Here is a 25,505-nt window from a genome sequence, read left to right as displayed (position 1 = left end):
GAGTCTTGGAGTGAACCGCCTGACAGTCGTCGGGGACGTCAGCGGGGCGGCCACTCCCCGCGGTTGAGTCGTGTCAGCACGTCGTTCGCCTCCTTGAAATGCCAATTGCACACCCGTCCGAAACCGCCCACCGCGGAGGACTTGCAGACCTGCAACAGGGACGTCGCGTACTCGATCCAGTTTCGGTGCGGTGACGGGGCCTCCCAGTCGAACGGGTCGGGATCATCGCTGGCCTGGGCCGCGAGCAGGATCGCCCGGCCGCTGAGGAACTTGGTGACGAGCGGGGTCTTGCCGGTGCGGTCCTGCTGGAGGATGCGACAGGCATCGAAACAGTCGAAGGCCCGGCGGGTGCGTTCGGCCACCGCAGTGGCGTCGTGCTGCCCCTCGGTGAGGTCGGCCCGCCTCAGGTAGATCGAGCCGAGCGCCTGCAGGAGATCCACGTCGGTGAAGTTCTCCAACAGCAACTCGCCGAGCATCGAGGAACTCTCGTCCTCCACCACCATGGCGTCCTGCTGTTCCACGCCGTCGCCGTCCGCCGGCTCCGCGACCGGGCCGCCGTGGGACAGTTGCCGTAGCTGGGTTCTCACCTCCGAGCTGAGCTGGTCGGCGACCGATCTGTGGAAGACCGAACCGTACCGTCGGATGGTGAGGTACCGGCCGATGTTACGGGAGTAGTCGTCCCCGATGATCTCGTCGAAGACCCGGTCGACCCGATCCCAGTCGACCTCCTCGTCCAGTTCCAGCGCGACCCGGTGGCGAAGCAGGGCGAAATCGGCGGGAAGCGAGCGCTCCTGGATCTCGTCGTCGAGCAACTGCCGGGCGTCCGTGAGCATCTGTTGGCGCTTCGACCCCGGCAGGCGGTTGTCGTACTGGGCCTGGGTCACCGCGCTCTCCACCGCGCCGTAGACCGCCCGGAGCCGGTCGTGCGCGTTGGTCGCCATCGTCACGAGCTTCTGGTATTCGGCAATCGCCTCGCCGTGCTCCCAGATGTAGCGGTGGAAATCGGCGATGGACGCCACCAGGGCCGGATTGTGTGGCCACCGATCTTCGGCCCGCCGAAGCAGCTCCCAGACCGCGCTGTTGTCGACATTCCTCCGCCAGATCACCGACTGCCACCGCTGGTACTGCCGTTCGAGGTGCACCTGCATCCGGCAGAGTTCGATCGACGGTCCGTACACCCGCTCGTGCCCCAGCAACGACCTCCGGCGCTTGCGGTACGCCTCCTCGAGCCGCTGCTCCTTGATCCCCCGGGGCAGCCGGCTGAAGTCCTCTCCCTCCCGGGCCGACGCGACGGTCAGGTTGCCCTCCTCGGACCACAGCGTGCGCATGCACCACAGGTCGAGCACGGCATGGGCCCGCGTCATCGGGCCGTCCTGGTGACGCAGCCATTCCTGAGCGATTCCGGCTTCCCGCTTCAGCTGCGTCCGGGCGCCGCCCGGCGCATCCCGTGGCGGGCTCCACAGGATGACCGTCCGGAGCGCCTGAAGCCAGAGCAGATAGGCACGGGCAGCGGTCTCGCCGCCGGCGGTGGAGACGCTCAGATCGCGGCCGGTCTCGGCGAGGCTCAGCGCTCGGCGCGCCTCCGTGAGCGCCTCCTGGAGCTGGTCGTTGACCCGCAGGGTACGGGCCAGGAACAGGTGCGCCTCGACCTGCGCGATCAGCAGGGCCTGCTGACCCTCCCGCTCCTCGGCGTCGCCCTGCAACAGCAGCGACAGGGATCGGCGCGCGGCGGTCAGCCGCCGGTCCGTCTCGACCAGACCACGGAAGGTCCCATGCATGAACCGCCAGACCGCGACGCGAACGGCGACCGGCCACGGAGCGTGCGGCTGCCACGCCGTCGTGAGCTGGTCAAGCACCCCGGTGACGAACGCCTCCTGGTCGTCGGCCGCCCGGAGCTCCAGCGCCAGCACCGAGGCGGTGTCGATGTGCCGGGAACACCAGAGCGCGAGTTCGTCGGCGCGCGTGGAGAGGCCGAGTCCGGTCTCCGTACGCGCGAACGCCCGGCGCAGGCCGCTGATCCGGTCGGCGTGACTGTCGGCGCACCGCGCCTGCAGGCGACCCAGGCGATGCTCCATCTGCAGCCGGGTCATCCGCTGCCGGGTGTCCCGCGCCTCCGGGAGGAGCGTGAATATCTCCTCGGCCTTCCCCCAGGTGCCCCGGGCCTGGTCCCGCCGGCCGGCGTCGACCTGGGCCTCCGCGGTGTTGAGCAGCCAGGAGAGCACCACCAGCACGCGGTCCGTCCGGCTGGCGCCGGCGGTGACGGCTCCCTGGTAGAGGGCGTCGGCCGCCCGCTCCCGCGCGGCGAGCAGACTCGTCGTCGACCGGAGCCGCCGGCCGGCCAGGAACAGGGTCGCGTCCACGGACTTGAGCAGGTGATAGGACACCAGGTCGGCAGGACACGCCACGATCGCGTCGGCGACCTCGGACGCGGCCCGCACGAGTCCGTCGAGTATGCCGGCGGCCATGCCCTGCTGCCGTGCGGCCACGGTCAGGCGCGCCGCCGCCGCGAGGAGACGCTCCAGGTCGGCGGTGTCCGGCGAGAGATCCGATTCGACGGCGTCGACGGTCACCGGCGAGGTCGACCGCTCCGGGACGACGCTGAGGTACACCGCGTCACCGTCGTACGCATTGATCACGGAGAGCGCGTCACGCAGCCGCGGTAGCCGGCCGGCGGCGTTCTCGTCGATCCACCCGACCGCCCACCGGACCGCCTGGACGAGTTCCGGGACGCGGTCCGGAATCAGCTGGCTGATCGTGGTCTGGAGCGCCGTGCCGGCCCTGGCCAGTGCCTCGTCCAGCTCGTCCGGAGACGCCTCGCGCTCGGGTCCGGGAAGCGTGCCGATGGTCCGTCGGATCGTCGCCATGCCCGCCGAGTCCATGCCCTCGGCGCTCTCGTCGACACCGAGCAGGACGAGCAGGAGCAGGCGCAGGGTGTTCCGGCTGGCCGGGCCGATCCCGTAGGACGGCGCACCGTCCCGGGCCTCGGTCCGCAGGACTCGGGCGTCCGTGAGCTGCTCGATCTGGGCCCGGAAGCCCACGTCCGCAGATTGCAGGACCTGATGGCTGACCGGCAGCCCCTCGGTCAGCGCCCAACAGATCAGGACAGCCAGCGGCCCGTGCCGGCGCCCGGTCGGCGACGGCTGCCGCAGCTCCAGGCCACCGGCGTCGCGCAGGGCCCGGAGCACCGTCGGCACGGAGCGGTTCAGCAGCGCGTCGACCAGGTTGCCGGCGACGAGTTCGCCGGTGTCGGTCAGCTGATGGTCGGCGATGAACCCGTCCACCCCGTTCACCAACACCCCGGGCAGCCGGACCAGCGGATCATTCAGCCGTCGCAGGACCTCGTGCTTGAGGTCGAGGCCGTCGAGCTCGATCTGCTCCGCGTCGAGCAGGTTGCCGAGCAGCTCGACCGCCTCGTCGTCGGAGAGTTCGCCGAGCGGGATCGGTGGCAGGTCACGAAGTTGACCGTCGCCGGTCAGGTCCAGTTTGGTGCGGGCCTTGACCACCGTGACGGCCCGACGGAAGTAGGGATCCTCCAGCAGGGTGTCCAGTTCCGCCCGCACCGCTGCCGGGTCGGGCCCGAGCCGTGTGCAGTCGATGTGGATGAGCAGTTTCCGGTCGCCCACCTGCTGCATCAGGCTGGTCACCAGCCGTCGGCGGCGCCCGTCCAGGCTGGCCATCGCCGCCGGCTCGATCGCGTCCCGTTCGTCGAGATGTTCGCCCAGCGCCCGGGACAGGCTCTCCAGCACCGGTTCTTCTGCGGTGGCGATGGGGATCTCCAGCCCGAGCAGGAGATCCTCCTCGTCGAACGCCCCGCGGGACCGGACCTCGGCGATCAACTGGTCGGCGAAGTGGTCCTTACCCGCCTTGAGCGGACCGGTGACGGTCAGCACGCCACCCGTGACGACCCGGTTGGCGCCGAGATGGAGTTCGCGCTTCCGCCCGACGAACCGGGCATCCCGCTCCGGCCAGGCCAGCAGGCCGGGCAGCCCTCGTTGTCCACTGAACGGACTGGCGGGTGGCCTGGTGGCCAGGACGTTTCTGGTGACGGGCGGTGGTCGGTACCGACGGTTCCGCAGCCACGGGTCGTCCTCCCAGGCCGCGTGGTTGGTTCTCGGCTCCCCCTCGAGCAAGGTCGCGGCGTGCGCCAGCACCGTATTCGGCGACAGGCTCCGCCCCTCCCCGGGCGAGCCTTCGAAGGCGGCGAGAAGCGCGGCGGTGAACGGGGTGAACTCCTCGTCCAGCCGCGCGTTCCGGGCCGGCACCGCGTCGGTGGCCGCGATCAGCAGCCAGCCGGCCGCCTCGTCCACCGCCTGAATCTCGGCTTTGAGACTGCCGGCGGCGGCCCCGGAATAGCAGCAGTCGAGGATGAGCAGTTTCCGAGCGGCCGCCGATGACGCGGCGGCTTCGGTCAGCTCGGGAATGGACAACAGTGTGCTCGGCTGGCTCCGGTTGGCGTCCGAACCGGCCAGATAGAGCGTGCCGCCGTCGTAGAGGGCGTGTCCGACGAAATAGATGAGCAGAATTCCGTCGTGATCCGCGATCCGGGCCGCGTTGGTGACCGAGTCGAGCATGTCGGCCTTGGGCAGGTCGGCCTCGACGACGAGTCGGTAGCTGCCGTGTAGCCCCCACAGTTCCGGGTCGGCGAACGAACGGCGCAGTGCGCCGGTGTTCCGTGGCGCGGCCGGCACCGGCTCCAGCGACGTGTTCGGGTAGGTCTCGACCCCGAACAGCACCGCCGCCGACTGCGAGGGATCTACCCGATCCGACCCACTGACCATCGGAACCTCCTATCGGCGACCGCCGCCCCCTCTACTCGGCCGACCTGAGCGCCGCCACCACGGCGTCGACGTCTCCACTGATGCTCACCGTCTCGTGGCGGGCGCCATCGGGCAGATCGGTCCGGGTGATCGTCACGGAGATCTGCTGGCCGGCGCGGCCGCCCCACCGGCTCTTCAGATAGTCGTAGAGGGCCTGCACGGTGAGCGGGAGCAGGACGTTCTGCCCGACGAACTCGATCACCTCGGCCGCACCGAGCGTCTCCGGGCGGGGCGGCGGAAAAATTGTCCTGACCCGCGCCTGTCGGGTTCGGGGATCGGCGGCCAGCACCGACACGACGCGGCGGTTCTCGTCACTCTCGCCACCACGCACGTCAATCAATAACCGCATCGCCACCCCTTCACCCCGCCGGCAGAGCCATCGTCCATTCTGGCAGGCGAGGTCAACATCCCGCGATCGGATGATCATTGAGAACCTTCGTGTCGCTGTCCACCGCGACCGCGCACCCGCCGAGCACGCGGATGCACGTTGGCCCGGGGCGTACGCCGACAGGCGATAACCGCCGCCCCAAGACGGAGCCCAATGCTTCGGGCCAATGGTTCACCAAGTTGGTCCGGCGGCAGTCACGAACCCGCCGCCGGACCAGCCGGTTACCGCTGTCGCGCTTTCCTCCACGCCGCCGCGAACACCGGCTCCGGTTCCCACAGCCCGTCGTCGGGTCGCTCGACGAGCACGTCGAAGTACCGCAACGCCTCCACCGACCGCGCACCGCCACATTCGGTTACCTCGAGCCAGGTGGCCAGGTCTTCGCTGCTCATCGGAGCGTTGTAGTCGAGCAGCGAGTCGAACGCGGCCGCCGGCGTCGGGTTGTTCGCCAGTCCGACCTGGTCGACGAACACACCGGCGACTTCGGCGCTGTTGAGCCTTGCTGCGGTGATCGCATCGCACACGCGGCGGGCGGTGCGTTCGGTGACCGCGAGCCGTGCGGCGTCGTCGAGTAGCACCGTCCATCCGCCGGTGGCCTCCAGCAGCATCTTCTGGCTGGCCGCGTCACCGAAACACGAGATCTCGTTGTCGACGACCCACGACCGCAGCCCGCCCGGCGACAGCCGTCGCAGCACGATCACCCGGTCGGTGACTTCCCCCAGCGGCGGAGCGTCGTCCTTGGTGAACAGTTCGCTGACGCTGGCGTCGACGACCGCGACCAGGGAGCGGGTCACCCCTGCTGCCGGCAGCAGGGTGTCGACCTGAAGCAGTTCGTTGAGCGCGTTGTCGAGCCTAGTTGTTGACAGGTCGCTGAGCACGACCCGGTGCCGGTCACCGGGCGCCCCACCGCGCAATTCCCGCCGGTAGCCCGCTGGTCCCCTGGTCACATGCAGGGTGAATCGCGCCCCGATCATGTCCGCTTCCTCGGTCAGCCGTGCCGCGACTCGGTCGATCCCGGTCGCCTGCGTGCCGACGACCACCCACAGGTGGTTGCCCCGTTCGGTCGAGGTGGCCAGCTGCTTCTCGGTCACCGGCGAGATGCGGCCGTCGGTCAGCGTGCGGCGGGCCTGCTCGGCCGACAAGGTGGTGACAACGTTACGCCATTCCAGCGCGCACAGCTCTTCCTCGATGGTCTCCGCGGTGCCGAGAAGACGCAGCACGTTGCTGGACCGCAGCCGCCACCGGCCGCCGGTTTCCGACAGGACCCCGAGGCCGCTCATCTCCGACAGCAGCGACCGGAACTCGTCGGCTCCCTGGTCGGCGAACCCTTCCGGCCACCATGCCAGGCACTCGTCCCGCAGCATGTTCGTGGGGATGGCGTGGTCGGCGCCTTTCTCCAGCGCGGAGAGGGCGACGACGAGCGCGATCAGCTTGTACCGCGAGTCGAGGTTGAGGGTCAGGTGCACTGTCTCACGGATCTTCTGCCGGACGGCGTTGGAGCCGATCACGCGCTCCAGGTCCTCGTCGCGGATGCGGTACCGCGGCCCTTCCAGGCCCCGTCGGCTCAACGCTTCCCGCACAAGCTCCTCGCCGACCATCTGCAGCAGCTTCGGCTGGTAGTTGCAGTAGGCGAGGACCCGGTGGATGAGCTCATCGGAGTCGAAGGAGATCCCGAGGGTGTCCATCGGGGTGAACATCAGATCGTGCGCCGCGGCCGGTGTCAGCGGGCCGATGGCGATCGGGTCGCCGAAGTGCGCGCTGGCGAGCGGCTGGTTGGGTAGGTGCGCGAACCGCTGGGTCTGCTGTACCGATAGGTGACATGTGAGATGGCTTGCCCTGCGGCAGGCTGGAAGGATGTTGCTGTGCCCAAGCCCTACCCCCGAGAGTTCCGTAGCGTCGTGCGTATCGCTCGTGACCGTGAGGCGGGAGTGACGGTCAAGCACATCGCGAACGACTTCGGGGTGCACCCGATGACGCTGTTCAAGTGGCTGCGTCAGGCTGACGTTGACGCGGGAGTCAAGCCGGGTGTCAGCGGCGGCGAGTCAGCCGAGCTGCGCAAGGCCCGCAGGCGGATCAAGCTGTTGGAGCAGGAGAACGAGGTCCTACTGCCAAGGTGTCGCTGGACTGTCGCCATGCCTGGTCCTCGACTTCGACCGGCCTAGCCTACGGTCCACGGCCATCGGGCAGACACGGCAGCACCGGCGAGTCAGCCGGCACCCGGAGCGCCGAGGCCCAAGGCGGGCAACTGACGGCCGATGATCGGCTCGGTCAGGGTGGGATGGTCGAGGTACACCGACGAGTTCAAGACCCAGGGCTCGTTGTTTAGCAGCGCCAGCCGGTCCCGCAAGACCAGCTTTTCCGTCTGGTCCCACGCCGGATTGCGGCTGATGACGGAGAACAGGTCCCACAGGTCGATATCCTGTTCGGCCCGGCAGGACCTGAGCGCACGGTGTAGGTCCCGGTCGGTCAAGGTCGCCGGGCGGGTGGCGCCCAGTAGTTGCTGGAGCGGGGCGGGTGCAGGCTGTCCCGGTCCGAGCCACACCTCGTGCAACGCCTGCCAGGTGGCTGAATTGGAGGTCCTTGCGGCGATTCGCGTGCAGAGGCGGGCGAGGACCGTTGGTTCCGCTAGCAGACCCGCCCGTCGCAGTACCCTGTCCGCCTCGACCTGCTCGTGGTCTTCGCCTGAGATCCATGACCACCGGGTGACTCGTTCGGCGTGGGTCCGGAAGCAGTGGTCGGTCGTACAGGCGGACAAGGCTGCGACGGCCGTCGGGCAGGTGATCGTGTCGGTCACCGAGGACCCGACTGCATAGGTTAGGACCCGGTGGGCCAGATCCGGTGCTATCCCTTCGCCCCCGTGGCGCAATTCGTGGTCGCATATTGGCAGCAACAGCACGCCGGCCACGGTGTCGCGGCGTTGGAACTGGTCGGGCTGGGCCCGATGCAGGATGTCCAGAATCGTGCGGAGCGGGCCGGTGTGCGACCGTGAGGAGCCGGGCAGACACCAGTGCAGCGTAGAGAAGGGGAACCCCTCGTGCCGGATTCGTTCGGTCAACGCGCCGCTCTCCACGTACGCTTCGACGTCGATGAGCGTGACGCCTTGCTCCATCCATCGGTTCTCAGCCTCCAGCCATGGGGCGAAGTCCAGTCGCTGCGGAGCGTTGGTGGCGGAGAGCCGAAGTTCCACGAACGGCCAGGGTAGGAGCTCTAGCCGCTCCCTGCCATGAAAGACTTCAACGACACCGGCGAGCCCACTCGCGTCAACGGCATGCGGAGCGTCCGCACACAGCAGCGTCACGTGATACCAGTCGTGCCATCCAGCGTGCGCCTGGGCGGGCATGCTCCGTAGGTCGCGGTAGTGCGCCATGGCGTCGATACTCCGGGCGCCGGAGAGCGGCCAGCCGGTGCCGTCAAGTTCCAAGTTCGAGACGAGACCGTCACCATCCGTGCCGTGCAGGATGCTCCACATCGCCCGCCCCCAGGACGGGAGGCCGGTCGGGTCCTCGTGGAAACTCGATCGCCGCACGACGTGTGGGTTCGACCGTGCCAGGTACTCGGCCAGCGCGGCTCCGTCAACGACTTGAGGCACCGCCACATCGGGAAGCATCCAAGTCAGTTGCTCCGGGGACGCCTGGTCTAACAGCGCGCGCGCCGCCTCGGCTGACCAACGGAAGTCCCGCTTGGCAAGCAGGTTGAGCAGTTCCCAGCAGGTGTCGTTCGCGACCTCGTCCGTGCGGGATAGGCCGACACGTTCCGCCAGCGCGCTTAGCCACTCCTCGCTGGCCGGTGCTGCGACGGCGAGGTATGCGAGTTTTTTCAGGTCGTTTGTCCACAGCTCCGTGGTCTGCTCCATGCTCGGCCAGAAGTGGTGGAAGTACGGGTCGTTGACGGACAAGCCGCTGTCCGCGACGAGATCGATCGCCAGCCGTAAGCCCCGACCACGCAGCGCCTCGACTCCGCTGTGCGCGCGGTGGTCCAACTCCTGATACGCGACCACCACCGTGTCACGGAGCTCACCGATTCTCTCGTCCTCGCTGCTGAAGATCGCCGCCGCCAAGAAGCGGCACACGTCACGCCAGTACGCCGAGCGGGACACCGCCCGCAGCCGTTGGGCAATCCGGCTTCGGGTCCCCCGGAGCAGGTGGGATGCGGCCAGGAACTCGGCCAAGGGCCGGATCTGAAAGCCGATCGTGTCGCTGTCGACCCCGACTAGCAGCACGAGTCTCTGTCGGGCGAAGCGGATGATCTTCTCAACGACCGCCTCGACATTCCCAGACGCCGGCGCGGCCCCTTCCACGGAGCTATGCACGATGGCACGGAACCGGTCGAGCGAGAGTGCGTTGCTCCTCTGGTCTGACTCACCGCTGAGCTGAAGGACGAACGCCGCCCGCTGGTGCACCACATCGATAAGCGGTCGGAAATCGTCAAGGAACTTACCGAGCTCCCCGCCCCGCATCCGCTCCCGCTGGTAGACGTGGTCGTAGTAGGCCGCGAATAGGTTGTACCGCTCGCGGGGCAGGTCCTGTCCCCCATCGAGGAGGGAGAGGATCAGAGAGACGTGCAGCGGGCTGTAGAGTAGATCCCTGATTTCGGTCTGGAATGCGACGGTGCGAAAGCGCTCCAGTAGCCTACTGTCCTCAAGGGTGGCGGCGATCAACTGCTCGGCGTAGGAGATCGCGTCGATGGGCCCGAGCGGTTCGAGCTGCCAGAGTTTGAAGCCCAGCCGCTCGAGGTCCTTCTCGTAGGACTGGGGTCGGCTAGTCACGACGATCGCTGTGTCGAGCTGGCTCATCCGCACGTCGTCCAGGAACTCTGCGATGTGCTCCGCTGTGGCGGCCTGCCGGAAGAAGGCCATCTCGTCGTAGCCGTCGATGATGAGAAGCGTCGGGTTCGTGTACGCGAACTGCCGCAGTGACGGAACGTCGACCGCTGTCTTGATCAGCGTGGCGTACCGGCGGGCTAGGAAGTGCCAGACGGACCGATCCGCCTCCTGGGACTGCTCGAGGTGCTCTGCGAAGGCTACTGCGTCGACCCAGAAGGGGAACCGGGCGGTGCCGGGCATGGGCAGCGCCAGCCTTCGGAGCGCAGCGGCGACGCGCGAGCTCTCCTGCAACGCCGCTGGGGAGAGCAACTGCGGGTCGACGGCATCCAGGAGCGCGGCCCGGTGCACTTGCGCGAGGGTCTGGACCAGGGTGGTTTTGCCCTGCCCGGGGCCGCCAGTTACAACCACTTTGGTCGCGCCGGTGAGCTCGGTGAGTAACTGGTGGAGGGCGTACCGCGAGTCGTCATAGCCGGTGACCGGGCCTGACGTCCCAGCCAGGCGGACGGGGACGTCAACGTAGACGGACGCGACGCTGGTGGGACTGAGCCGGGGGGTCAGGTAGCTGGTGAGTCGGGCTGCGCTGTCCCGGACGAGTTCACGTTGGAGGATCGCAGGTACCGAGGCTGCGAGGATCGGTTCGGAGTTGAACCGGCGCAGGGTCGCGTGGAGCAGTTCACCCGGTGTGATCAGCCACCGGTACTTCGTGCTCAGCCCGTCGCTCTCGTCGAGCATCGCGCCGAGCTGGTCGTAATCCCAGGGCACTGCGAAGAGTAGGCCGTACCGCTCCCGGAACCCGGCGAGCAGGCCGACCACCTTGTCCTTACCTCCACCACTGCTGGGGCTCAGCACGGCATTGGTGGCGTAGATGTATGCGTCGGGTATCCGCCTGCTCGGGCTCTTCTCGTACGCCGATAGCTCTGACCGGAGGTGCCGGGCGGCCCAAGCTTGCTGCGCTGCGGTGTCGGGATGCGGACGTTGCAGGAACTTAGCCTGGACGACGAGGTAGCCGGTCTTCTCCTCGCCGGTGCAGGGATCGCGCAGCAACCCCTCGAAGGTCGCTTCCCTGCCCCCGTCCGGGCCGTCGCCCCAGATAAGGGCCGTAGCGCCGAAGTAACGCACGGTCAGCGCCTGGACGATGTGTTCGAACTGCCTCGGAGAGAGTCGCTCCCACGCGTAGTCGGCCACGCTCAGGCTCCAGAGAGCACGGCGGACCGTGCGGGCGCTGGAGGCTGCGGGAGAAACATCTCGTCAATCATGGTGATAATCCCGGATCAGATCAACCCGTGCACAGGGAGGGGCAGGCCGGGCCATCGCCTGCCCCTCCCTGTGCACGGGCCAGGAGATCTCGGGCTGCGCGATCGACCGGTGCATACCCGCTCCCGCAGGTGCCGGTTCACCAGCAGGGGCGCCAACGCCCATCGGCGATGGCCGCAACGAATTACGCCTATCTTTTTGCAAAGGTCAAGTCGTTTGACACAGCGGCCAGCCGGCGACGCTGCCGGCTGGCCGCTGCTGATGACGGGCGTGCATGCTCGTGCGACTTATGCCGGCTTTGTCACGCTACGCCGACGCGGGACGACTGATGCCGTTGCTTCCGCTGCGGCGTGTGAGAGTTCGGGGAGGACGGCGCCGTAGAAGGTGGCGGTGAAGTGTGGGCTGGAGTGGCGGAGTCGGTTGGAGATGACTTTCATGTGGACGCCGGCGGCGAGGCCCATGGTGGCGGCGCCGTGGCGGAGGTCGTGGAGTCGGATGGGTGGTAGTCCGGCTTGGGTGGTGAGGTGGTGGAAGTGGTCGGTGACGTCAGCGGGGTGAAGCCGACCGCCGGTCGGGGTGGTGAACACCAGTCCGGTCTTGGTCCAGGTGGTGCCGGCGGCGAGGCGTTCGCGGTTCTGTTGGGCGCGGTGGGTGCGCAGGACGGTGGTGGTTTCGGTGTCGAGGGCGATGGTGGCTTCGCTGTCGGTGGTTTTGGGGGTGTCGATGGTGGTGGCCCAGCCTTGTTGGACGAGTTGCCAGCGGACGGTGAGGGTGTTGGCGTCGAGGTCGAGGTCGTCCCAGTGCAGTCCGCAAGCTTCGCCTCGGCGGAGGCCGGTGAAGGTGATGAGGTGGTAGAGGGCGTAGAGGCGGTCGCCGGCGTCATACGTGTGGTCGAGGAACCGTCCGGTGTGTTCGGGGGTCCAGATCATGACCGGGCTGGGGGTCTTGCCGGTGTCGCGCCAGGTGCGGACGCGTTGGTCGGTCCAGACGGTGGGCTTGGGTGCTCGGGCGGCGGGTAGCTCGACCAGGAGGGCGGGGTTGAGGTCGAGGTAGCGGTGGCGGCGCATCGCGTCGTTGAGGGCCTTGCGGAGGGTGGCGTGGATGAGGTGCATGGTCCTCGGTCCGACGACCCGCTGGTTCTTGACCTGGTCGCGTTTCGCTTGGTCGCGGCTGGCGCGCAGGGTGGCGATGGTGGTGTTGCGTTCGGCGATGGCCTCGTACATGGCGTCGATGTGGCCGGGGCGGAGCCGGTCGATGCGCAGGTGCCCGAGGTGCGGGATGAGGTGTAGGCGGATGTGCCCTTCGTAGGAGCGGACGGTGCCTTTCTTGATGGTGTTGCGGCCGGTGAGCCAGTCGGTGAGGTAGTCGGTCATGGTGGGGAGTTCGGTGGGGGTGATGTCGAGGTGCAGGGTGCGGCGGACCTGGTCGGGGGTGGGGATGGGTGCGCCGGTTTTGACGGCGGTTTCGATGAGGTCGCCGGTTTTGACCATGACGTGGGGGTCGGTGGGGTCGGGGACGGCGAGGGCGGCGCGGATGCGGTCGAGGGTGGTGTCGGCGTCGGTTTGGGTGGGGTAGGGGCCGTGGCGGAGTGTGCGGCGGGTGCCGTTGGCGCGGGCGGGTAGGTCGATCTGCCAGTGCCATTGGCCGTGGTTGCGGGACCAGCCGCCGCCGGGCCGGCGCAGATCGGGGCAGGAGCGTCCCAGCCGGCGGCCCGTGTTGGTGTCGCGGCAGCCGCAGCGTTTGAACGTGGAGCCTTTCATCCGTCGTCTCCGGGGTGCTCGACGTGGTGCCGCCAGCGGTGGCGGGTGTAGTCCGCTGGTGGCGGGGTCGTCGCATCCACGCTCGACACTGCGCCGGGATCAAGTCGCCGACCGCCGTCGGGATCCGGGGCAGGCTGGTCGAGGAGGAGGAGTCGGAGGAGGCCGGCGACGGGGACGATGATGCGGGTGCCGGCGCGGATCAGTGGCGTGGGGAAGGTGTCGGTGGCGGCGAGCCGGTAGGCCTGGGACCGGCTGATACCGAGTACCGATGCGGCGGTGGGCAGGGTGGTAGCGGCGCCGAGCGCGCGGATCCGCTCGACGGTCCACGGCACGTTGGTAGGCGTGTGGTGGCCGGCCGGTTGGGTGTGGGGGTCTGGAGTGGTGTGGGCGTTCATGGGAAGGGGTCTCCTGACTGCGGTGGATGCGGTGCAGAGGTACGCGAGGTGGTAGGCGTGGCGGGTTCCGGTGCTGCCGACGGGGTGCTGCGGTCGGCGGGCTCAAGAATCTGCTGATCGGTGGGTGGGGCTGGTGGGGGTTGGTCGGCTTTGAGGATCTTCAGTAGTTGGGATGCGCGGGTGTTGGACACGGTGTGGCCGGTGGCGCGCAGCGCGGTGGCCAGGGCGGCACGGGTGAGCGGCCGGCCTTCGGCGGCGAGGTCCTCCTGGGCGTGCCTGGCGACCAGGAGCAGGACGTCGGTGTCGGTGGGGTGGATGGACGGTCCGCGCCGCGACGGCCGGTGCCGGCGGACCGGTCCCCCGGTCCAGGGGTGGTCCGGTCCGGTGTGCGGGTGGTCGTTGCGGGTGTCGTGGACGGTCCGCGCGGGCAGACGCCGGTCCCCGGTCGGCAGGGTGGGCTGGGCGTCGGTGCGGTCCGCCGGAAGCTGGCTTGCGGTAGCGGCGGACGGGTCCGCTAGTAGGGCGGTGGACGGATTCGTTCCGGCTGGTAGGGGTTCGGATGGGGTGTTGGTGTAGCCGAGGGCGATCTTGACCATGACCAAGAACCCGAGCGCTGGCACGGCCGCAGCGGTCCAACCGATCGGGGACGGCTCGGCCTCCACGACCTGCGCCGCAAGCGACAACGTCACCGCGCAGGCCAACACCGCCGCCGGGAACACTGTTGAGACCTGGGCTCGTTTGCGGCGGCGCAGTTCCAGGCCGGAGGCGATGGACATCAGCTCCAGCACGATCGCGTCCGCCCACGCCAACCACCCCGGCTGACCATGCGCGGCGGCGACGTTGTGGACGTGGGTGAAGCTGGCCGCACCCGCCGCCCCACCAATCGCCAACATGATCACGACCTGAACGAAACCCTCCACCGGACTCCGTCCCGGACCGGCGTTCGGATCACCGGGTGCGGTCGTGGCCGACCACCTCCCCCGGCCGGACCACCAACACGCCCCGTCCGCCCATGCATGCGGACCGGACCAGCGGACGGGCGGTCCCCGCGCGCCGGACCAGGAACGTGGACCTCTCGGTCCGGGAACGGTCCGCGGACCAGCCACGCGGGCGCCGGGACGATACCTCCGCCCGCTCGCTGTCAGGGCTGTCCGAGGCTGTCACCGGGCTGTCAGCAGCCTCCGGCGAGACGCTGACAGCCCAGTGACAGAACGACCCCGTGGCCGTCGTCTCGCACGCCGGCCACGCGATGAAGGGGTCCGGGGAGGTGTCGTCGGTCATGTCTCCTCCCTTGTCGGGTCACGGTCGTCGAGGACCCACATCGAAAGGTCAGCCAGCGTGGACCGTGGTCTGCCGTCGCCGGCCACCGCCCATACCGCCTCGGCGGGGCACAGGCCCGCCATGGTGGCGTGGTCGCGGGCACCGGTAGCCGCCGGCACCCGCGGCGGCGTCTCGGCCAACATCCGGCGCAGGTTGCGTTCCCGGGCAGCGGAGTGCAGCCAGAACAACACCGGCCACGCCCGCCCCAACGCGGCGAACCACTCCCGGTAGCCGACCAGCTTCCCGGTCAACACCGACAGCGGCTCACCACCGGTGTCGTACTCCACGAAGAACGGCACCCGGCCACCCCGCACCACCCACAGGCCATAGCCGTCCGGACGCACCCGGGGCTGGTAGGCGCGTACCAGAGCCGGATCCCCTGGCCGGGTGAACACCCCCGACCGCCGGCACGCCGCCTCCGACAACCACTCCCCCAACCGCACATCCGGATGAGTGCGGGCGTAGCCGGCGAGGCCGGTGAAGAAGCCGTTCACCCCGAGGCGGTGCTCCAGGGTGCGGCTGGATGTCCAACGGCGCCGCTCCACTCGGGCGTGATCACGCCGAGGCGGACGCTCGTCACGGCCGGCGGCGACGACCTCCGCGCCGAGCTGATCGATGACGTAGTGGTACGGGTACGAGCCACCGTCAGCGCGCTGCGGGCGGAACCGCGCCACCAACCGCAACCGGTACAACGTCCGCAACCGCCGCTGACAGAAATCCAGCGACGGGAACAAGGCATGCGCGATCTGGAACGACGTCAACACACCGTGGTCGTAGAGCCAGCCCAGCAGCACACGGTCACGGGCGGTCAGCTGGGACTGAACCCGAAGAACCGGATCATCCACCGGTCACCACCTCCCCTCCTGTAGGGAATGCCAGCCCCAGGGGGAGAGACCCGAAACCACGCAGGGTCTGTCGCAGGACAAGCCGACAACGCTGACAGCCGGCCTGACCTGCGGTGTAAGACACGACAGGGGGTCCGTTCCGACGTCCGGTCGAAGACTGACCTCAACACCGACACCAACCCGGACCCCGCAACGGGCACTGAAACGGAATCTGTCACCGCCACCGGCACCAAACCGGAGCACACAGAGACGAGATGGGCGACGAACACAACAACTCCTTGATCGAGAACAATGAAGATGGGCGACGACACTCACGACGCCGCAGGAGTACGCAGCCACAGGCGAGCGCGGTGGGCTACGGAAAGACACGCTGTGGAGTTGTCAACGAACACAGGACCCGGCGCACCAGCCGACCCAAGGGGCGGATGAGGACAGCAACGACCGACACGACCACCACAACGGCGGTCGCGGCAGCGGGAACAGCGGTAGCAGGTAGCGGCGGAGCAGGGCGGCAAGCAGCCACACCGACAACGGGCTCGTCTCGGCCTGACGCAGATGCTCTGGCGGCCGCACCATCGCAACGGCCCGATGGAGCGTCGGCTCAACCAGCCGGAGAAAGATCCTTCATCGTGAACCCCCTAACGCCCAGAACCATCGACGGCCCGCCCACCCCGGACCCCGAACGACCGGCAGCGCTCCCAAAGAAGCGTCACCAGACCGGCCGTTCGAACCCGGCGGACAGGCGCCATGCGGTCACGTGCGTACCAGTACGCCTCCGCCAGCAGCACCCTGTCAACCAGCATCACCAGCAGCCAAACGCAACGTTCCCCGGACCCAGCCGGACGCAATGGCACCCGTTAACCCGCGCTGGCACCCAGTAGCACGGAATCCCGGCCGAAACAGGCAGAAAAATCTTGACCAGCCGGATCAGATGTCTCACATCGCGAGACGACGCTCTCGTCAATAGACCGGTCAGAGCCACGTCGCCGCTTCCCAGTTGCCGCAACCGCATGCTGGACCAGCAAGACAGCATGGGCGGGCCGGCGGATGGGGCCCACCCCGGCAGCACCTCCACCTACAGCGTGAAGGCATACTCCGCCGACAGGCCTTCGACCTCAGCCTGATGTGGCACTACCTACCCGAAACCCCGCGACGACCCCGCGCACAGCCGGCGAGATCCACGAACAGGCGAGATCCACGAACAGGCGAGATCCACGAACAGGCGAGATCCACGAACAGGCGAGATCCACGAACAGGCGAGATCCACGAACAGGCGAGATCCACGAACAGGCGAGATCCACGAACAGGCGAGATCCACGAACAGGCGAGTTCACGCCCCCTCATGACCGATGAGGATGCACAGGGAATCGGGCCACCCAATTCGCAGGAGACCCATTCCCCATTAAGACAATACTACCATCCCGCGCTTTGCAACTCCTGCCGTATCCGCTTGGTCAATGCGATCTTTGCCACACCTTCGGCCGGCGCTAGCTCCCCATGAAGTCGGCTCCATTCCCGTGATTCTTGCCCCCCGTCCAGTCGTCTAGATACGGGATCTGCGCCGAGGTCGATCGTTAAGAGACCGAAGGACTTTGCAATATCCTGCACCCGCGTGCACCAAATATCGAATAGCCCGATAACCTCGCTGGAGCCATAGGCTCGTAGCAGCGCATCGACAGTCGGATCAGTTACTAGATGAAGATGCTTGGGGGCATCATCCTTATCCAGCACCCCTTTTGGGTGACTAAGGGATGTCTCGTAACTCGGTGATGGCGTTGCCGGTCAACGGTGTCGGTGTCATCCGAGCAGGATGATGTTGTGGAGGTGGGCGATGCCGGAAGCGGTGTCGGTCAATGTGCTGGCGGCGCGTCGGTAGTCCCGGAGGATCTTGAAGGTCTTCATGCGGGCCAGGGCGTGTTCGACCTGCGCCCGGATCGTGCGGTGGTGCTTGTTCAGGTCCTTCTTCCAGTCGGGTAGTTCGGTGCCGTCGGTGGGTTTGCGGTACGGGATGATCACCTCGGGGTTGCCGCGGTAGGCGCCGTCGGCCATGACGGGCCGTCCGGCCAGTTTCTGGTCGATGCCGGAGGTGCGGTAGGCGATGGTGTCGTTACGGTTGCCCGGCTGCGGGTCACCCAACGCGACGACCAGGCGGGTGTGGGCGTCGATGGCGACCTGCAGGTTCGTCGAGTAGCGGTAGTTCTTGCTCGGGGCGGCCAGCCGGTGGTCCCGGGTCGGGACCAGGGTGCCGTCGACGATGGCGATCTGTTCGATCCGGCGTCGGCGGACCGGGGCCAGGGCGAGCAGGGGGCCGAGGGTGTCGATGACCCGGTGGGCGGCGGAGTGCGACACCCCGAACAGCGGGCCGATCTGCCGCATGGTCAGGTTCGTGCGCCAGTAGGCGGCGACCAGCAGCACCCGGTCGGCGAGGTCGAGGGACCACTGCCGGCCCGGCCGCCCGTCGGCGATGGCGTCCCCGCCACGTTCGGCGACCAGCCTGACCAGCCTGCGGAACTGGGCGGGCTGCAGCCCGGTGAACGGGAAGATCCACTCCGGGCGAGCCGCCGTGATCACCTGCACCACAACATGATCCACCATGGATCCACCGCCGAGTTACGAGACATCCCTTAGCGTTGGCCCAGAAGGAAACCCGGTGAACCTCTTTCAAGATCTCAACATAAGCTAACGCCTGCCGCTCTTGTCGTCGCTGTTCACGGGCCAATCGAAGATCGTGTTCACTCTTCCGCTTGGCCAACTCCTGCTCGTGCCGATGTCTCTCCGTTGCAAGGTTCTCGGCATGCTGACGACTCCTTTCGCTTGTCTTGAAGGATGCGACGATTCCCGATATGCCAACAAGCGCACCGAAGCCGCTCGCCGTAACCGGTACTACCCAGTCCCAGGCCATGTCTCATTCTCACATGGGACGCAATGTTCGGAAGTGCCGTCCCAGGGCGGTCACGCGCCGATCGCGGTGCTCCGGGTAACCGACTTCTCGTCAAGAGGGCCGAGCGGGTGGAAACCTGAGACGAGTGCGCCAGACGACGGCTTATCGCCAGGCGCGAGCAATGGCCGCGACGGGTGCGCAGGGGCTGGTCGCAGATCTGCCATGCCAGTACCGACCGAGCTCACCGTCAAGCTGCACAGGTCTGCCACCGACCAGGCGCGGCGGGAAACTTGCCGTATCACGCAACGTGGCGCTCGTGCCGTGCGGCCTCTCAACGCTTGTCCGACCAGGCTTACGGGTGGTGGTTCGGGGTGTCGAGGATCAGCAGGAACCGGGCTTTGGTGTTGCTGTCGGCAAGCGTGAGCGTTTCGTCCAAGGCGGCTTGTGTGGCCATCGTCGGTGGCGGTGTGGATGTGTGGTGGTGTTCCCAGCCGGCAACCGTCTCGGGTGCCACCCCGAGGTGGCGGGCGAAGTCGTCGACGGTCATCCGGAGCGCCTCGCGGAGCGCGCGGGTCTCCTGTCCGGTCCACTGGCCGACGACCACAGTCCCGCACCCGCAGTCACCCGTCGCCGCGTGACTGGCCCGGGTGGCGGTTCGGCCAGCGCGTCGCTGGCGTTCCTCGTCTCGCGCCTGCGCCTGCTGGGTGTGGAAGTCCCGTACCAGCGCGGCCATCTGGTCGAACGCGGCCAGCAACGCCCCCCGTGCGTCGACCGCCCGGTCAGCGTCCTGCCAGAACCGACGAACACTGGCATCCCGGCCGATCTCGGCGTTGGCGACCGAACTGCGGGAGTAACAGATGCTCCTGGCCAGTTGCATCTGCGTCAGCCCCCGCTCGGCACGCCACGCGGCCAACCGCCGACCGAGATCCCTACGCGCCTCGGCCACCTGCGGCTGACTGATCAGCCCCGGAAAGCGCAGACCCGACGCATACCGACCGTCCATGGCCGGCTGCGTGACCCTCACATTCGTCATCGGGCTCGCCGATCGGAAAGCCGGTACACCTGGCGCAGGCCTGCCCCGGTCGACGGCACACCGGGTCCAGCCGCAGGGCGGCCCTGCAAGACATCCGACGGGGTGATGAGCACTTCGGCGGGCCCCGCGAGGACCGCGACAGCACCGCTCGTGTCGTCGTGACGGACCAGCGCGGTGACAGTCTCGGCGTGGACGCTAACAGTCACCCGCACCGCCGCTCGGGCCATGATGACCGGGCCGGCCGTCGTAGCAACCGATACCGGACGGCCCGGGTCGGCACCGGGAGCCGGTAATATCCGGAGACCTTCTGGTCCGGGTTCCTCCGGGCTCACTTCAGGATCCTGAGCGTGTCCCTGGACGACGGAACACCCGAGATCGGCGTTGGCCGTTTTCCGGGGACCTTGTCCCGCAGCGCCGTGCGGTTCGGCTCGAACGGCCACCGGCGCTCCCCTCGTTCGAGCTTGCCGATGTAGCGGGCGTCGGCGGTGCTGCGGCGTCCCGTGTGCGTGTGGGTGTTGACCGCGTCGGCAAGTTCCTGTCGGGACATCGGCCGTCCCGAACCGGACGGAGACGGCAGCGTCAGGCGAGCCGCGCGCAGCAGGTTGTTCGGCCCTGGGTGATAGGCCACGACGTCGTTCTCCTGATGTGCTCGTGTGCTCTCGTAGCCGGCGACCGGCCGGGGATGAAGACCGGCCTTGTCACCGCTTGCGCACGGTCAGGTGGAGATCCTGAACGGCCAGGTGGGTGAGGTCAGGTAGCTGGTCCTCGTCGAGGGTGACCCCGTGCAGGTTGCCGAGCCCGGTCTTCAGGTCGTGCAGGCCGTTACCTCGCAGGTCCGCGCCATGGAGCTGACAGGAGTCGAGTTCCAGGCGGGCCAGTTGGCAGGACCGCAGGACGGTGTTGGGTAGGCGGCAGGACGACCAGGTGGCGTCGGTAAGAAGGCAGTCCACGAAGGCCACGGCTCCGGCTGCGGCGACCCGGGTGAACGACGCGTAGTCGAAGCGGCATCCCTCGAACAGCACGTCCTTCAACCGGACATCAGTCAGGCGGATGCCGGTGAACCGGGAACCGGTGATGGCGCAGCGCTCGATGCTGATGCCGGACAGAGTGGTGCCGGAGAAGTCGGCACGGGTGATCTCGCAGCCGAAGAGGGACCCGCCCTCCCAGCCACTCTCACTCACATCGACGCCGACGAGCCGGCTACCACGGATAGTAACGCCGTCGAGGGTGCCGCCACGCCAGGAGACGTTCTCGATGGTGGCGTCGCTGAGGTCGTCGGTTGGGTCGCTGATGGTGTCGAGATCGTCTGGGTCCAGCTCCGGGAGCAGTATCCGCAGTTCGCCGACTGTCGTGGTCCGCATATGGTCCTTTACCTGATTCCGAGGGTGGTGCGAGACGGGCCGGCCGCCGCACCACCCGAGTGTCGGGAGTTCGCTGTCAGCGCTTCTTCTTGTTCCAGTTGTCCCAGCCCGGGCGGCTGTCGAATTTGCCACGGTTGTCCCAGGTGGGCCGGTTGTCGAACTTCGCGGCGTCGATCGACGCTACCGCCCGGGAGGTTGCGACACCGAGACGGTCGAGGTGGTGCGGCGGAGCGTTGACGAGTGCGGCGAGGGCGTCGGTCATGCTGGTCCTCCGGTCTGGGTGAGGTGGTCCGCGGCGGCGCGGACGAGGGCCTGTCGGGTGGTGCGGCAGAAGTTGGTCTCGCGGACGGTGAAGCTGCCGTGTTCGAAGTAGCGGTTACCGGCCTGTCCACCACGGCAGAAGTCGTAGAACCCGCACCGGTCGGCGCAGTCGTTGAGCGCGGTGACGAACTCGGTCACGTAACGCAGACCGCCGGCCCGGCCGATCATCGCGATGATCGGTTCCTCGACCACGTTGCCGGCAATGAAGTCCCCGTACTCGGAATCGGTGATGCCGAGCAGCTCCGGTGACAGGAGCACGACCTGGCCGTCCCAGGACACCGTGGGAATCGGTTCATGGGCTGTGTGGTCAACGTGTCCGGCGCGGGCGGCGGTGAGATAATCGGCCAGCCGGTCCAGGTCACGGATACGCAGCCCGCTACCGGCGGTTCGGCGTTGCACGAGCCGCCGCCAGAAGCGGTACGCGGCCTCCTCCGTCACCGGTTGCCGGGCGGCGCCTTCCTGCTCCTCGATGTTGAAGCCCACAGACTGGCACCCAGGCAGGTCGGTGAAGAAGTCAATGAGGTCGTCGGCGTGGTCGATGGTCTCCGGGGTGACGACGCAGATCACCGAGTACTCCAGACCCGCGTCAGCGAGCATCTGAACGCCGCGCATCGTCCGGTCGGCCGTCTGCCTACCAGCGCGGTCGACCCGGTTGCGGTTCAGGGTGCCAGGTCCGTCCACGCTGACACCGATCTCGAATCGGTAAGCGGTGAACAGGTCACACCACCGCTGGTCGACCAGGGTGGCGTTGGTCTGGATCTCGTGACGCACCCGCCCCGTCCGCCGAAGCGGCTCGAAGGCGGTGAGCAGGTTCCGGAAGTGGCCGATCGGCGTGGCAGTGGGCTCACCTCCATGCCAGACGACGCTGACGGGATGCTCGCTGCCCTGCTGCGCGATCGAGGTGGCGCAGGCCCGCGCCACCTCCACGGTCATGAGACGGCGGGACCGGCGGTCAGGCAGGTAGCAGTAGGCGCAGTCGAGGTTGCAGAAGCTTGTCGGCTGCACGACCAGGGTGTGAAACACCTCAGCGATCGCCGACCGCCCTACAGCGGTGATCACACCGATGCCGCTCACCATCACGCCTCCCTCGAAGACACTGGTGCGCCGGTCGTCGCCCCGGCAGAGGTGGCGCGTCGCCTGGCCCAGTCGACGAAGCGGTCGAACAGGTCCTCGCAGTTGCTCGTCTCGCTAACGTCCGGCTGGCTCAGGTCGTCGATGGCCTCGTGCAGACATCCGGCCAGATAAAGGAACAGGCCGATCCGATTGCCCGCGTACTCCGCCAGGAGCGCGCTCCTGGCCCCGTCGCAGGGCCATGGATGGCCGCAGGCGCGGCAGCCCCAGTGCGGACGCGAGGGCACATGCTCGTGGCCCATCGGGCTGCGACGGCCCGCCGCAGTCGCCGGAGGGCTTTGGTCGACGCTCACCGGGGAAGCTCCCGTCGGGTGCGCTGCGCGAAGAACCGACGCCACACGTGGGTCAACAGCGGCGGATCCGCCGTCCTCGCCGGCATGGGTTCTGTCGACGCCGGTGGGCCGGGCCGCTCCTGCTGACCGCTCGCGAAGCGGGAGACGTACACGGTCATGCCCGCTCCCCCGTCACGACGCGTCCTTCGCAGCGGTGGGTCCACCGGGATCCGGTTGACCCACCGCTGCCGGCCGGTGGCTCGGCAGCGAGGTGACCGCCACCCGCCCACGCAGCCCTTCTGGCGGTACGCGAACGAGGAGTCAACGGTGCTGCCGGCGGACTGGCCGGTGACGGCAGTTGCGGAGGCCTCGGGTCGCGCTCCGGCCTGTCACCGCTCGGCACATCCATCCGAAGCTCCCTGCTCTGAGACTGCCGCTGACCTACCGGCGCGCCCTGAGAAGGCGGCCCGGCACACCCACCCTCGCCCGGGGCAGGGCGTGCACGGAATGTCCTGTCGGTGCACCGCCGGTGCACCTGCGGTAACCCCAGGTGCCGCTACGATCACCAGGCAGGAGACGGTCCCTGTCGGGAGGACGTGCGATGGCTCCGATCACGACCTGGACCGGCCGGGATGCCACCGCCCTACGCCAGGCGGCGCGGATGAGCGTCACCGCCTTCGCCGAGCACCTGGGCGCGGCCCGCCGGACGGTGGCCAAGTGGAGCAGCCAGGGCGACAACGTCATTCCCCGCGCCGACATGCAGGCCGCGCTGGACACCGTGCTGGCCCGAGCCACACCCGACGTCCGCGAACGCTTCGCAGCCCTGCGGGCGACGGGCACCAACGGTGCAGCCGCGAGCACCACGCCACCGCGCACCGGCCCGGATGCCGATACTGGTGAGGACAGCCACCACAGCTTGGACCCGGATGGTGACGTGCAACGGCGAGACTTCCTGCGCAGCGCTGCGGTCAGCGTCGCCGCTGCCCCCGGCGTCGCGCCGGTGCTCGACGCGCTCGTCTCGCCCCGGCAACAACCCGCCACGGTGTTGTCCGTGCAGCAGCTCTCCGGCAAGGTGGCTGCCGTCAAACGCGACTACCAGGCCTGCCGATACGAACGGGTCCTCGACCGGCTCGGCACGCTGTTACCTGCTCTCGAACCTGCCAGGGCGGACGCGGAGGGCACGCAGCGAAGGCAGGTCGACGTCCTGGTCGCCGAGCTGTACCACGTCGTGGGTAGCGTCCTGCTCAAGCTGGGCGACCGTGGGATGGCCCTGGTCGCCGCAGAGCGGAGCACCCGCGCCGCCGCAACGAGCCAGGACCCGGTGGCCGTCGCCGCGAGCGCACGGATCATGACCCACGCCCTGATGAGCAACAACCACGACGAGCAGGCCGTGACCCTCGCCGCAGACGCCGCCGGCGTACTCGACCGGGGCACCCGCCTCGCGTCGACCGACGCGGTCGCCGTGTACGGCGCCCTCGTCCTACGCGGGGCCGTCGCCGCAGCCCGCCGCGACGACCGGGACACCGCACACACCATGCTCGACGAGGCCACCCGCGCCGCGACCCGACTCGGCTACGACGGCAACGACCGGTGGACCGGCTTCGGCGCCACCAACGTCCTGCTGCACCGGGTCAACATCGCACTCACCCTCGGCGACGCCGGCACCGCCATCACCATCGCCCGCACCATCCCCCTCGGCAAGGTGACCCTCGCCGAACGCAAAGCCACCCTCTACGTCGACGTGGCCCGCGCCTACACCCAATGGGGACGCCACGAACAGGGCCTCAACGCCCTGCGCACCGCGTACGAGGTAGCACCCGAAGAGATCCGCTGCCGCCCAGCGGTCCACCGCCTCGCCAACGACCTCGCCCACCTCGCCACCGGCCCGGTACGCGCCGCAGTCGTCGACTTCACCCAGACCGCCGGGATCCCCCGGTGACCCCAGGGCACCTCCAGATCGTCGTCTGCGCCGCCGGTCCCGCCCCCGACGTCACCACCCTGATCAACACCGCACACGAGCAGTCCTGGACCACGGCGGTCACCGCCACACCCCACGCGACCAGATTCATCGACATCCCAGCCATCGAAGAACTGACCGGGGCACCCGTGCGATCCGACTACCGGACATCCCCAGGTACCCGCCGCTCGCTACCCACCGCCGACGCACTGGTCATCGCACCCGCGACCTACAACTCGATCAACAAGATCGCCCTCGGCCTCGCCGACAACTACGCCATGACCACCATCGCCGAACTCATCGGACGACACGTACCCACCGTCATCGTCCCCTTCGTCAACACCGCCCTCGCCACCCGACACCCCTACCGCCGCGCCGTAGCCAGCCTCCGCGACGAAGGCGTACACATCCTCCTCGGACCCGACCACGACTGGGAACCACACCCACCCGGCACCGGCAACGACCGCCGGCTCACATTCCCCTGGACCACGGCATTCCACGCAGCCGCCGCACTCGCTGAGAAAGCACAGCCGCAGAAGTAACGGCCGCTGGGCCGGGTGAATCCGGATCACCTCCGTCGACCGACGGCCCGACGCCCACACCACCCGACCAAGCAGCAAGATCATCAAACAGCGGGCGGACGCACCACAGGCGATGCTGGGGTCCGCCGACATGCCGTTCGTCCAGCGGAAGCCGGAACGGTCCAACGGCTCCCGAGCACCCACCGAGACACCGAACCACCGGCAGAAACGCCAAAAGGCTCCGACCCAGGGTAAAACCCCAGGTCAGAGCCTTTTCGGTGGTGCGCCGCCAGGGACTCGAACCCCGAACCCGCGGATTAAGAGTCCGCTGCTCTGCCAGTTGAGCTAGCGGCGCCCGCTGACAACGCAGAGCAGGTTAGCACCTCCCCGGAGCGCACCAGGTCACCCCGCCGACCGGGCCCCGCACGAT

The 25,505-nt window shown here is 68.2% G+C and carries 19 protein-coding genes and 1 tRNA gene; 3 read left to right on the top strand and 17 right to left on the bottom strand.

Going from position 1 to position 25,505, the window contains the following annotated elements:
* Positions 1-38: 38 nt before the first annotated feature.
* The 3 genes from TK50_RS07185 to TK50_RS07175 all read right to left on the bottom strand — a co-directional run bounded on the left by TK50_RS07185 (position 39) and on the right by TK50_RS07175 (position 7,169).
* On the bottom strand, positions 39-4,778 hold the full coding sequence (locus tag TK50_RS07185; RefSeq protein WP_144420179.1) for a caspase family protein: 4,740 nt from the start codon (positions 4,776-4,778) through the stop codon (positions 39-41).
* Positions 4,779-4,809: 31 nt separating this feature from the next.
* Positions 4,810-5,244: an effector-associated constant component EACC1 gene (locus tag TK50_RS07180; protein ID WP_144420178.1), complete on the bottom strand. Its 435-nt coding sequence runs from the start codon at positions 5,242-5,244 to the stop codon at positions 4,810-4,812.
* Between the two features lie 182 nt (positions 5,245-5,426).
* Positions 5,427-7,169 carry a hypothetical protein gene (locus TK50_RS07175; protein ID WP_199486082.1) on the bottom strand — a complete coding sequence of 581 codons (1,743 nt, stop codon included), beginning with the start codon at positions 7,167-7,169 and terminating at the stop codon, positions 5,427-5,429.
* Between TK50_RS07175 and TK50_RS34355 the strand changes: the two genes are divergently transcribed.
* The gene (locus TK50_RS34355; protein WP_043962021.1) at positions 7,065-7,364 is read left to right on the top strand and encodes a transposase; all 300 of its coding nucleotides are present in this window, start codon (positions 7,065-7,067) and stop codon (positions 7,362-7,364) included. The genes TK50_RS07175 and TK50_RS34355 overlap by 105 nt on opposite strands.
* Before the next feature lie 44 nt (positions 7,365-7,408).
* On the opposite strand, the gene TK50_RS07165 is transcribed toward TK50_RS34355, so the two are convergent.
* The 13 genes from TK50_RS07165 to amcA (TK50_RS34350) form a co-directional block, all read right to left on the bottom strand.
* Positions 7,409-11,209, bottom strand: coding sequence for an NACHT domain-containing protein (locus TK50_RS07165; RefSeq protein WP_043962020.1), 3,801 nt, complete (start codon positions 11,207-11,209; stop codon positions 7,409-7,411).
* 356 nt (positions 11,210-11,565) lie between these two features.
* Positions 11,566-13,038: a tyrosine-type recombinase/integrase gene (locus TK50_RS07160; protein WP_043962019.1), complete on the bottom strand. Its 1,473-nt coding sequence runs from the start codon at positions 13,036-13,038 to the stop codon at positions 11,566-11,568.
* Entirely contained in the window at positions 13,035-13,433 is a 399-nt protein-coding gene (locus tag TK50_RS33560) for a helix-turn-helix transcriptional regulator (RefSeq protein ID WP_043962018.1), read from the bottom strand. Before TK50_RS33560 ends, TK50_RS07160 begins: the two co-directional genes overlap by 4 nt.
* On the bottom strand, positions 13,430-14,326 hold the full coding sequence (locus tag TK50_RS07150) for a DUF2637 domain-containing protein (RefSeq protein ID WP_241773945.1): 897 nt from the start codon (positions 14,324-14,326) through the stop codon (positions 13,430-13,432). The genes TK50_RS33560 and TK50_RS07150 overlap by 4 nt, the downstream gene beginning before the upstream one ends.
* A 384-nt stretch (positions 14,327-14,710) precedes the next feature.
* Positions 14,711-15,598 carry a replication-relaxation family protein gene (locus TK50_RS07140; RefSeq protein ID WP_043962016.1) on the bottom strand — a complete coding sequence of 296 codons (888 nt, stop codon included), beginning with the start codon at positions 15,596-15,598 and terminating at the stop codon, positions 14,711-14,713.
* 1,797 nt (positions 15,599-17,395) lie between these two features.
* The gene (locus TK50_RS07135) at positions 17,396-18,175 is read right to left on the bottom strand and encodes a transposase family protein (protein ID WP_082106342.1); all 780 of its coding nucleotides are present in this window, start codon (positions 18,173-18,175) and stop codon (positions 17,396-17,398) included.
* Between the two features lie 656 nt (positions 18,176-18,831).
* Positions 18,832-19,503 carry a helix-turn-helix domain-containing protein gene (locus TK50_RS07130; protein WP_241773944.1) on the bottom strand — a complete coding sequence of 224 codons (672 nt, stop codon included), beginning with the start codon at positions 19,501-19,503 and terminating at the stop codon, positions 18,832-18,834.
* Between the two features lie 337 nt (positions 19,504-19,840).
* The gene (locus TK50_RS33555; protein WP_144420177.1) at positions 19,841-20,140 is read right to left on the bottom strand and encodes a hypothetical protein; all 300 of its coding nucleotides are present in this window, start codon (positions 20,138-20,140) and stop codon (positions 19,841-19,843) included.
* A 70-nt stretch (positions 20,141-20,210) separates the two neighbouring features.
* On the bottom strand, positions 20,211-20,873 hold the full coding sequence (locus TK50_RS07125) for a pentapeptide repeat-containing protein (protein WP_043962015.1): 663 nt from the start codon (positions 20,871-20,873) through the stop codon (positions 20,211-20,213).
* 76 nt (positions 20,874-20,949) lie between these two features.
* On the bottom strand, positions 20,950-21,135 hold the full coding sequence (gene amcA / locus TK50_RS07120) for a multiple cyclophane-containing RiPP AmcA (protein ID WP_043962014.1): 186 nt from the start codon (positions 21,133-21,135) through the stop codon (positions 20,950-20,952).
* Positions 21,132-22,268 carry a cyclophane-forming radical SAM peptide maturase AmcB gene (gene amcB / locus TK50_RS07115; protein WP_043964006.1) on the bottom strand — a complete coding sequence of 379 codons (1,137 nt, stop codon included), beginning with the start codon at positions 22,266-22,268 and terminating at the stop codon, positions 21,132-21,134. The genes amcA (TK50_RS07120) and amcB overlap by 4 nt, the downstream gene beginning before the upstream one ends.
* A gap of 2 nt (positions 22,269-22,270) precedes the next feature.
* On the bottom strand, positions 22,271-22,618 hold the full coding sequence (locus TK50_RS07110; RefSeq protein ID WP_338390896.1) for a hypothetical protein: 348 nt from the start codon (positions 22,616-22,618) through the stop codon (positions 22,271-22,273).
* The gene (amcA, locus tag TK50_RS34350) at positions 22,615-22,776 is read right to left on the bottom strand and encodes a multiple cyclophane-containing RiPP AmcA (RefSeq protein WP_199485975.1); all 162 of its coding nucleotides are present in this window, start codon (positions 22,774-22,776) and stop codon (positions 22,615-22,617) included. The genes TK50_RS07110 and amcA (TK50_RS34350) overlap by 4 nt, the downstream gene beginning before the upstream one ends.
* Before the next feature lie 422 nt (positions 22,777-23,198).
* On the opposite strand from amcA (TK50_RS34350), the gene TK50_RS33550 reads away from it, so the two are divergent.
* Positions 23,199-24,536 carry a hypothetical protein gene (locus TK50_RS33550; protein ID WP_043962012.1) on the top strand — a complete coding sequence of 446 codons (1,338 nt, stop codon included), beginning with the start codon at positions 23,199-23,201 and terminating at the stop codon, positions 24,534-24,536.
* Complete coding sequence (locus TK50_RS07100) at positions 24,533-25,096, top strand: flavoprotein (RefSeq protein WP_043962011.1); 564 nt, start codon at positions 24,533-24,535, stop codon at positions 25,094-25,096. Before TK50_RS33550 ends, TK50_RS07100 begins: the two co-directional genes overlap by 4 nt.
* A 258-nt stretch (positions 25,097-25,354) precedes the next feature.
* Here TK50_RS07100 and TK50_RS07095 read toward each other — a convergent pair.
* Positions 25,355-25,430, bottom strand: a tRNA-Lys gene (locus TK50_RS07095).
* Positions 25,431-25,505 lie beyond the last annotated feature (75 nt).

Source organism: Micromonospora haikouensis (assembly GCF_000876225.1).
Lineage (GTDB): Bacteria > Actinomycetota > Actinomycetes > Mycobacteriales > Micromonosporaceae > Micromonospora > Micromonospora haikouensis.
This window is presented reverse-complemented; position numbering and strand designations above follow the sequence as displayed.

Coding starts and splice junctions, on each gene's coding strand:
- TK50_RS07185 (WP_144420179.1), bottom strand. CDS start 4,778: ATGGTCAGTGGGTCGGATCGGGTAGATCCCTCGCAGTCGGCGGCGGTG.
- TK50_RS07180 (WP_144420178.1), bottom strand. CDS start 5,244: ATGATCATCCGATCGCGGGATGTTGACCTCGCCTGCCAGAATGGACGA.
- TK50_RS07160 (WP_043962019.1), bottom strand. CDS start 13,038: ATGAAAGGCTCCACGTTCAAACGCTGCGGCTGCCGCGACACCAACACG.
- TK50_RS33560 (WP_043962018.1), bottom strand. CDS start 13,433: ATGAACGCCCACACCACTCCAGACCCCCACACCCAACCGGCCGGCCAC.
- TK50_RS07150 (WP_241773945.1), bottom strand. CDS start 14,326: ATGTTGGCGATTGGTGGGGCGGCGGGTGCGGCCAGCTTCACCCACGTC.
- TK50_RS07125 (WP_043962015.1), bottom strand. CDS start 20,873: ATGCGGACCACGACAGTCGGCGAACTGCGGATACTGCTCCCGGAGCTG.
- amcA (WP_043962014.1), bottom strand. CDS start 21,135: ATGACCGACGCCCTCGCCGCACTCGTCAACGCTCCGCCGCACCACCTC.
- amcA (WP_199485975.1), bottom strand. CDS start 22,776: ATGACCGTGTACGTCTCCCGCTTCGCGAGCGGTCAGCAGGAGCGGCCC.
- TK50_RS33550 (WP_043962012.1), top strand. CDS start 23,199: ATGGCTCCGATCACGACCTGGACCGGCCGGGATGCCACCGCCCTACGC.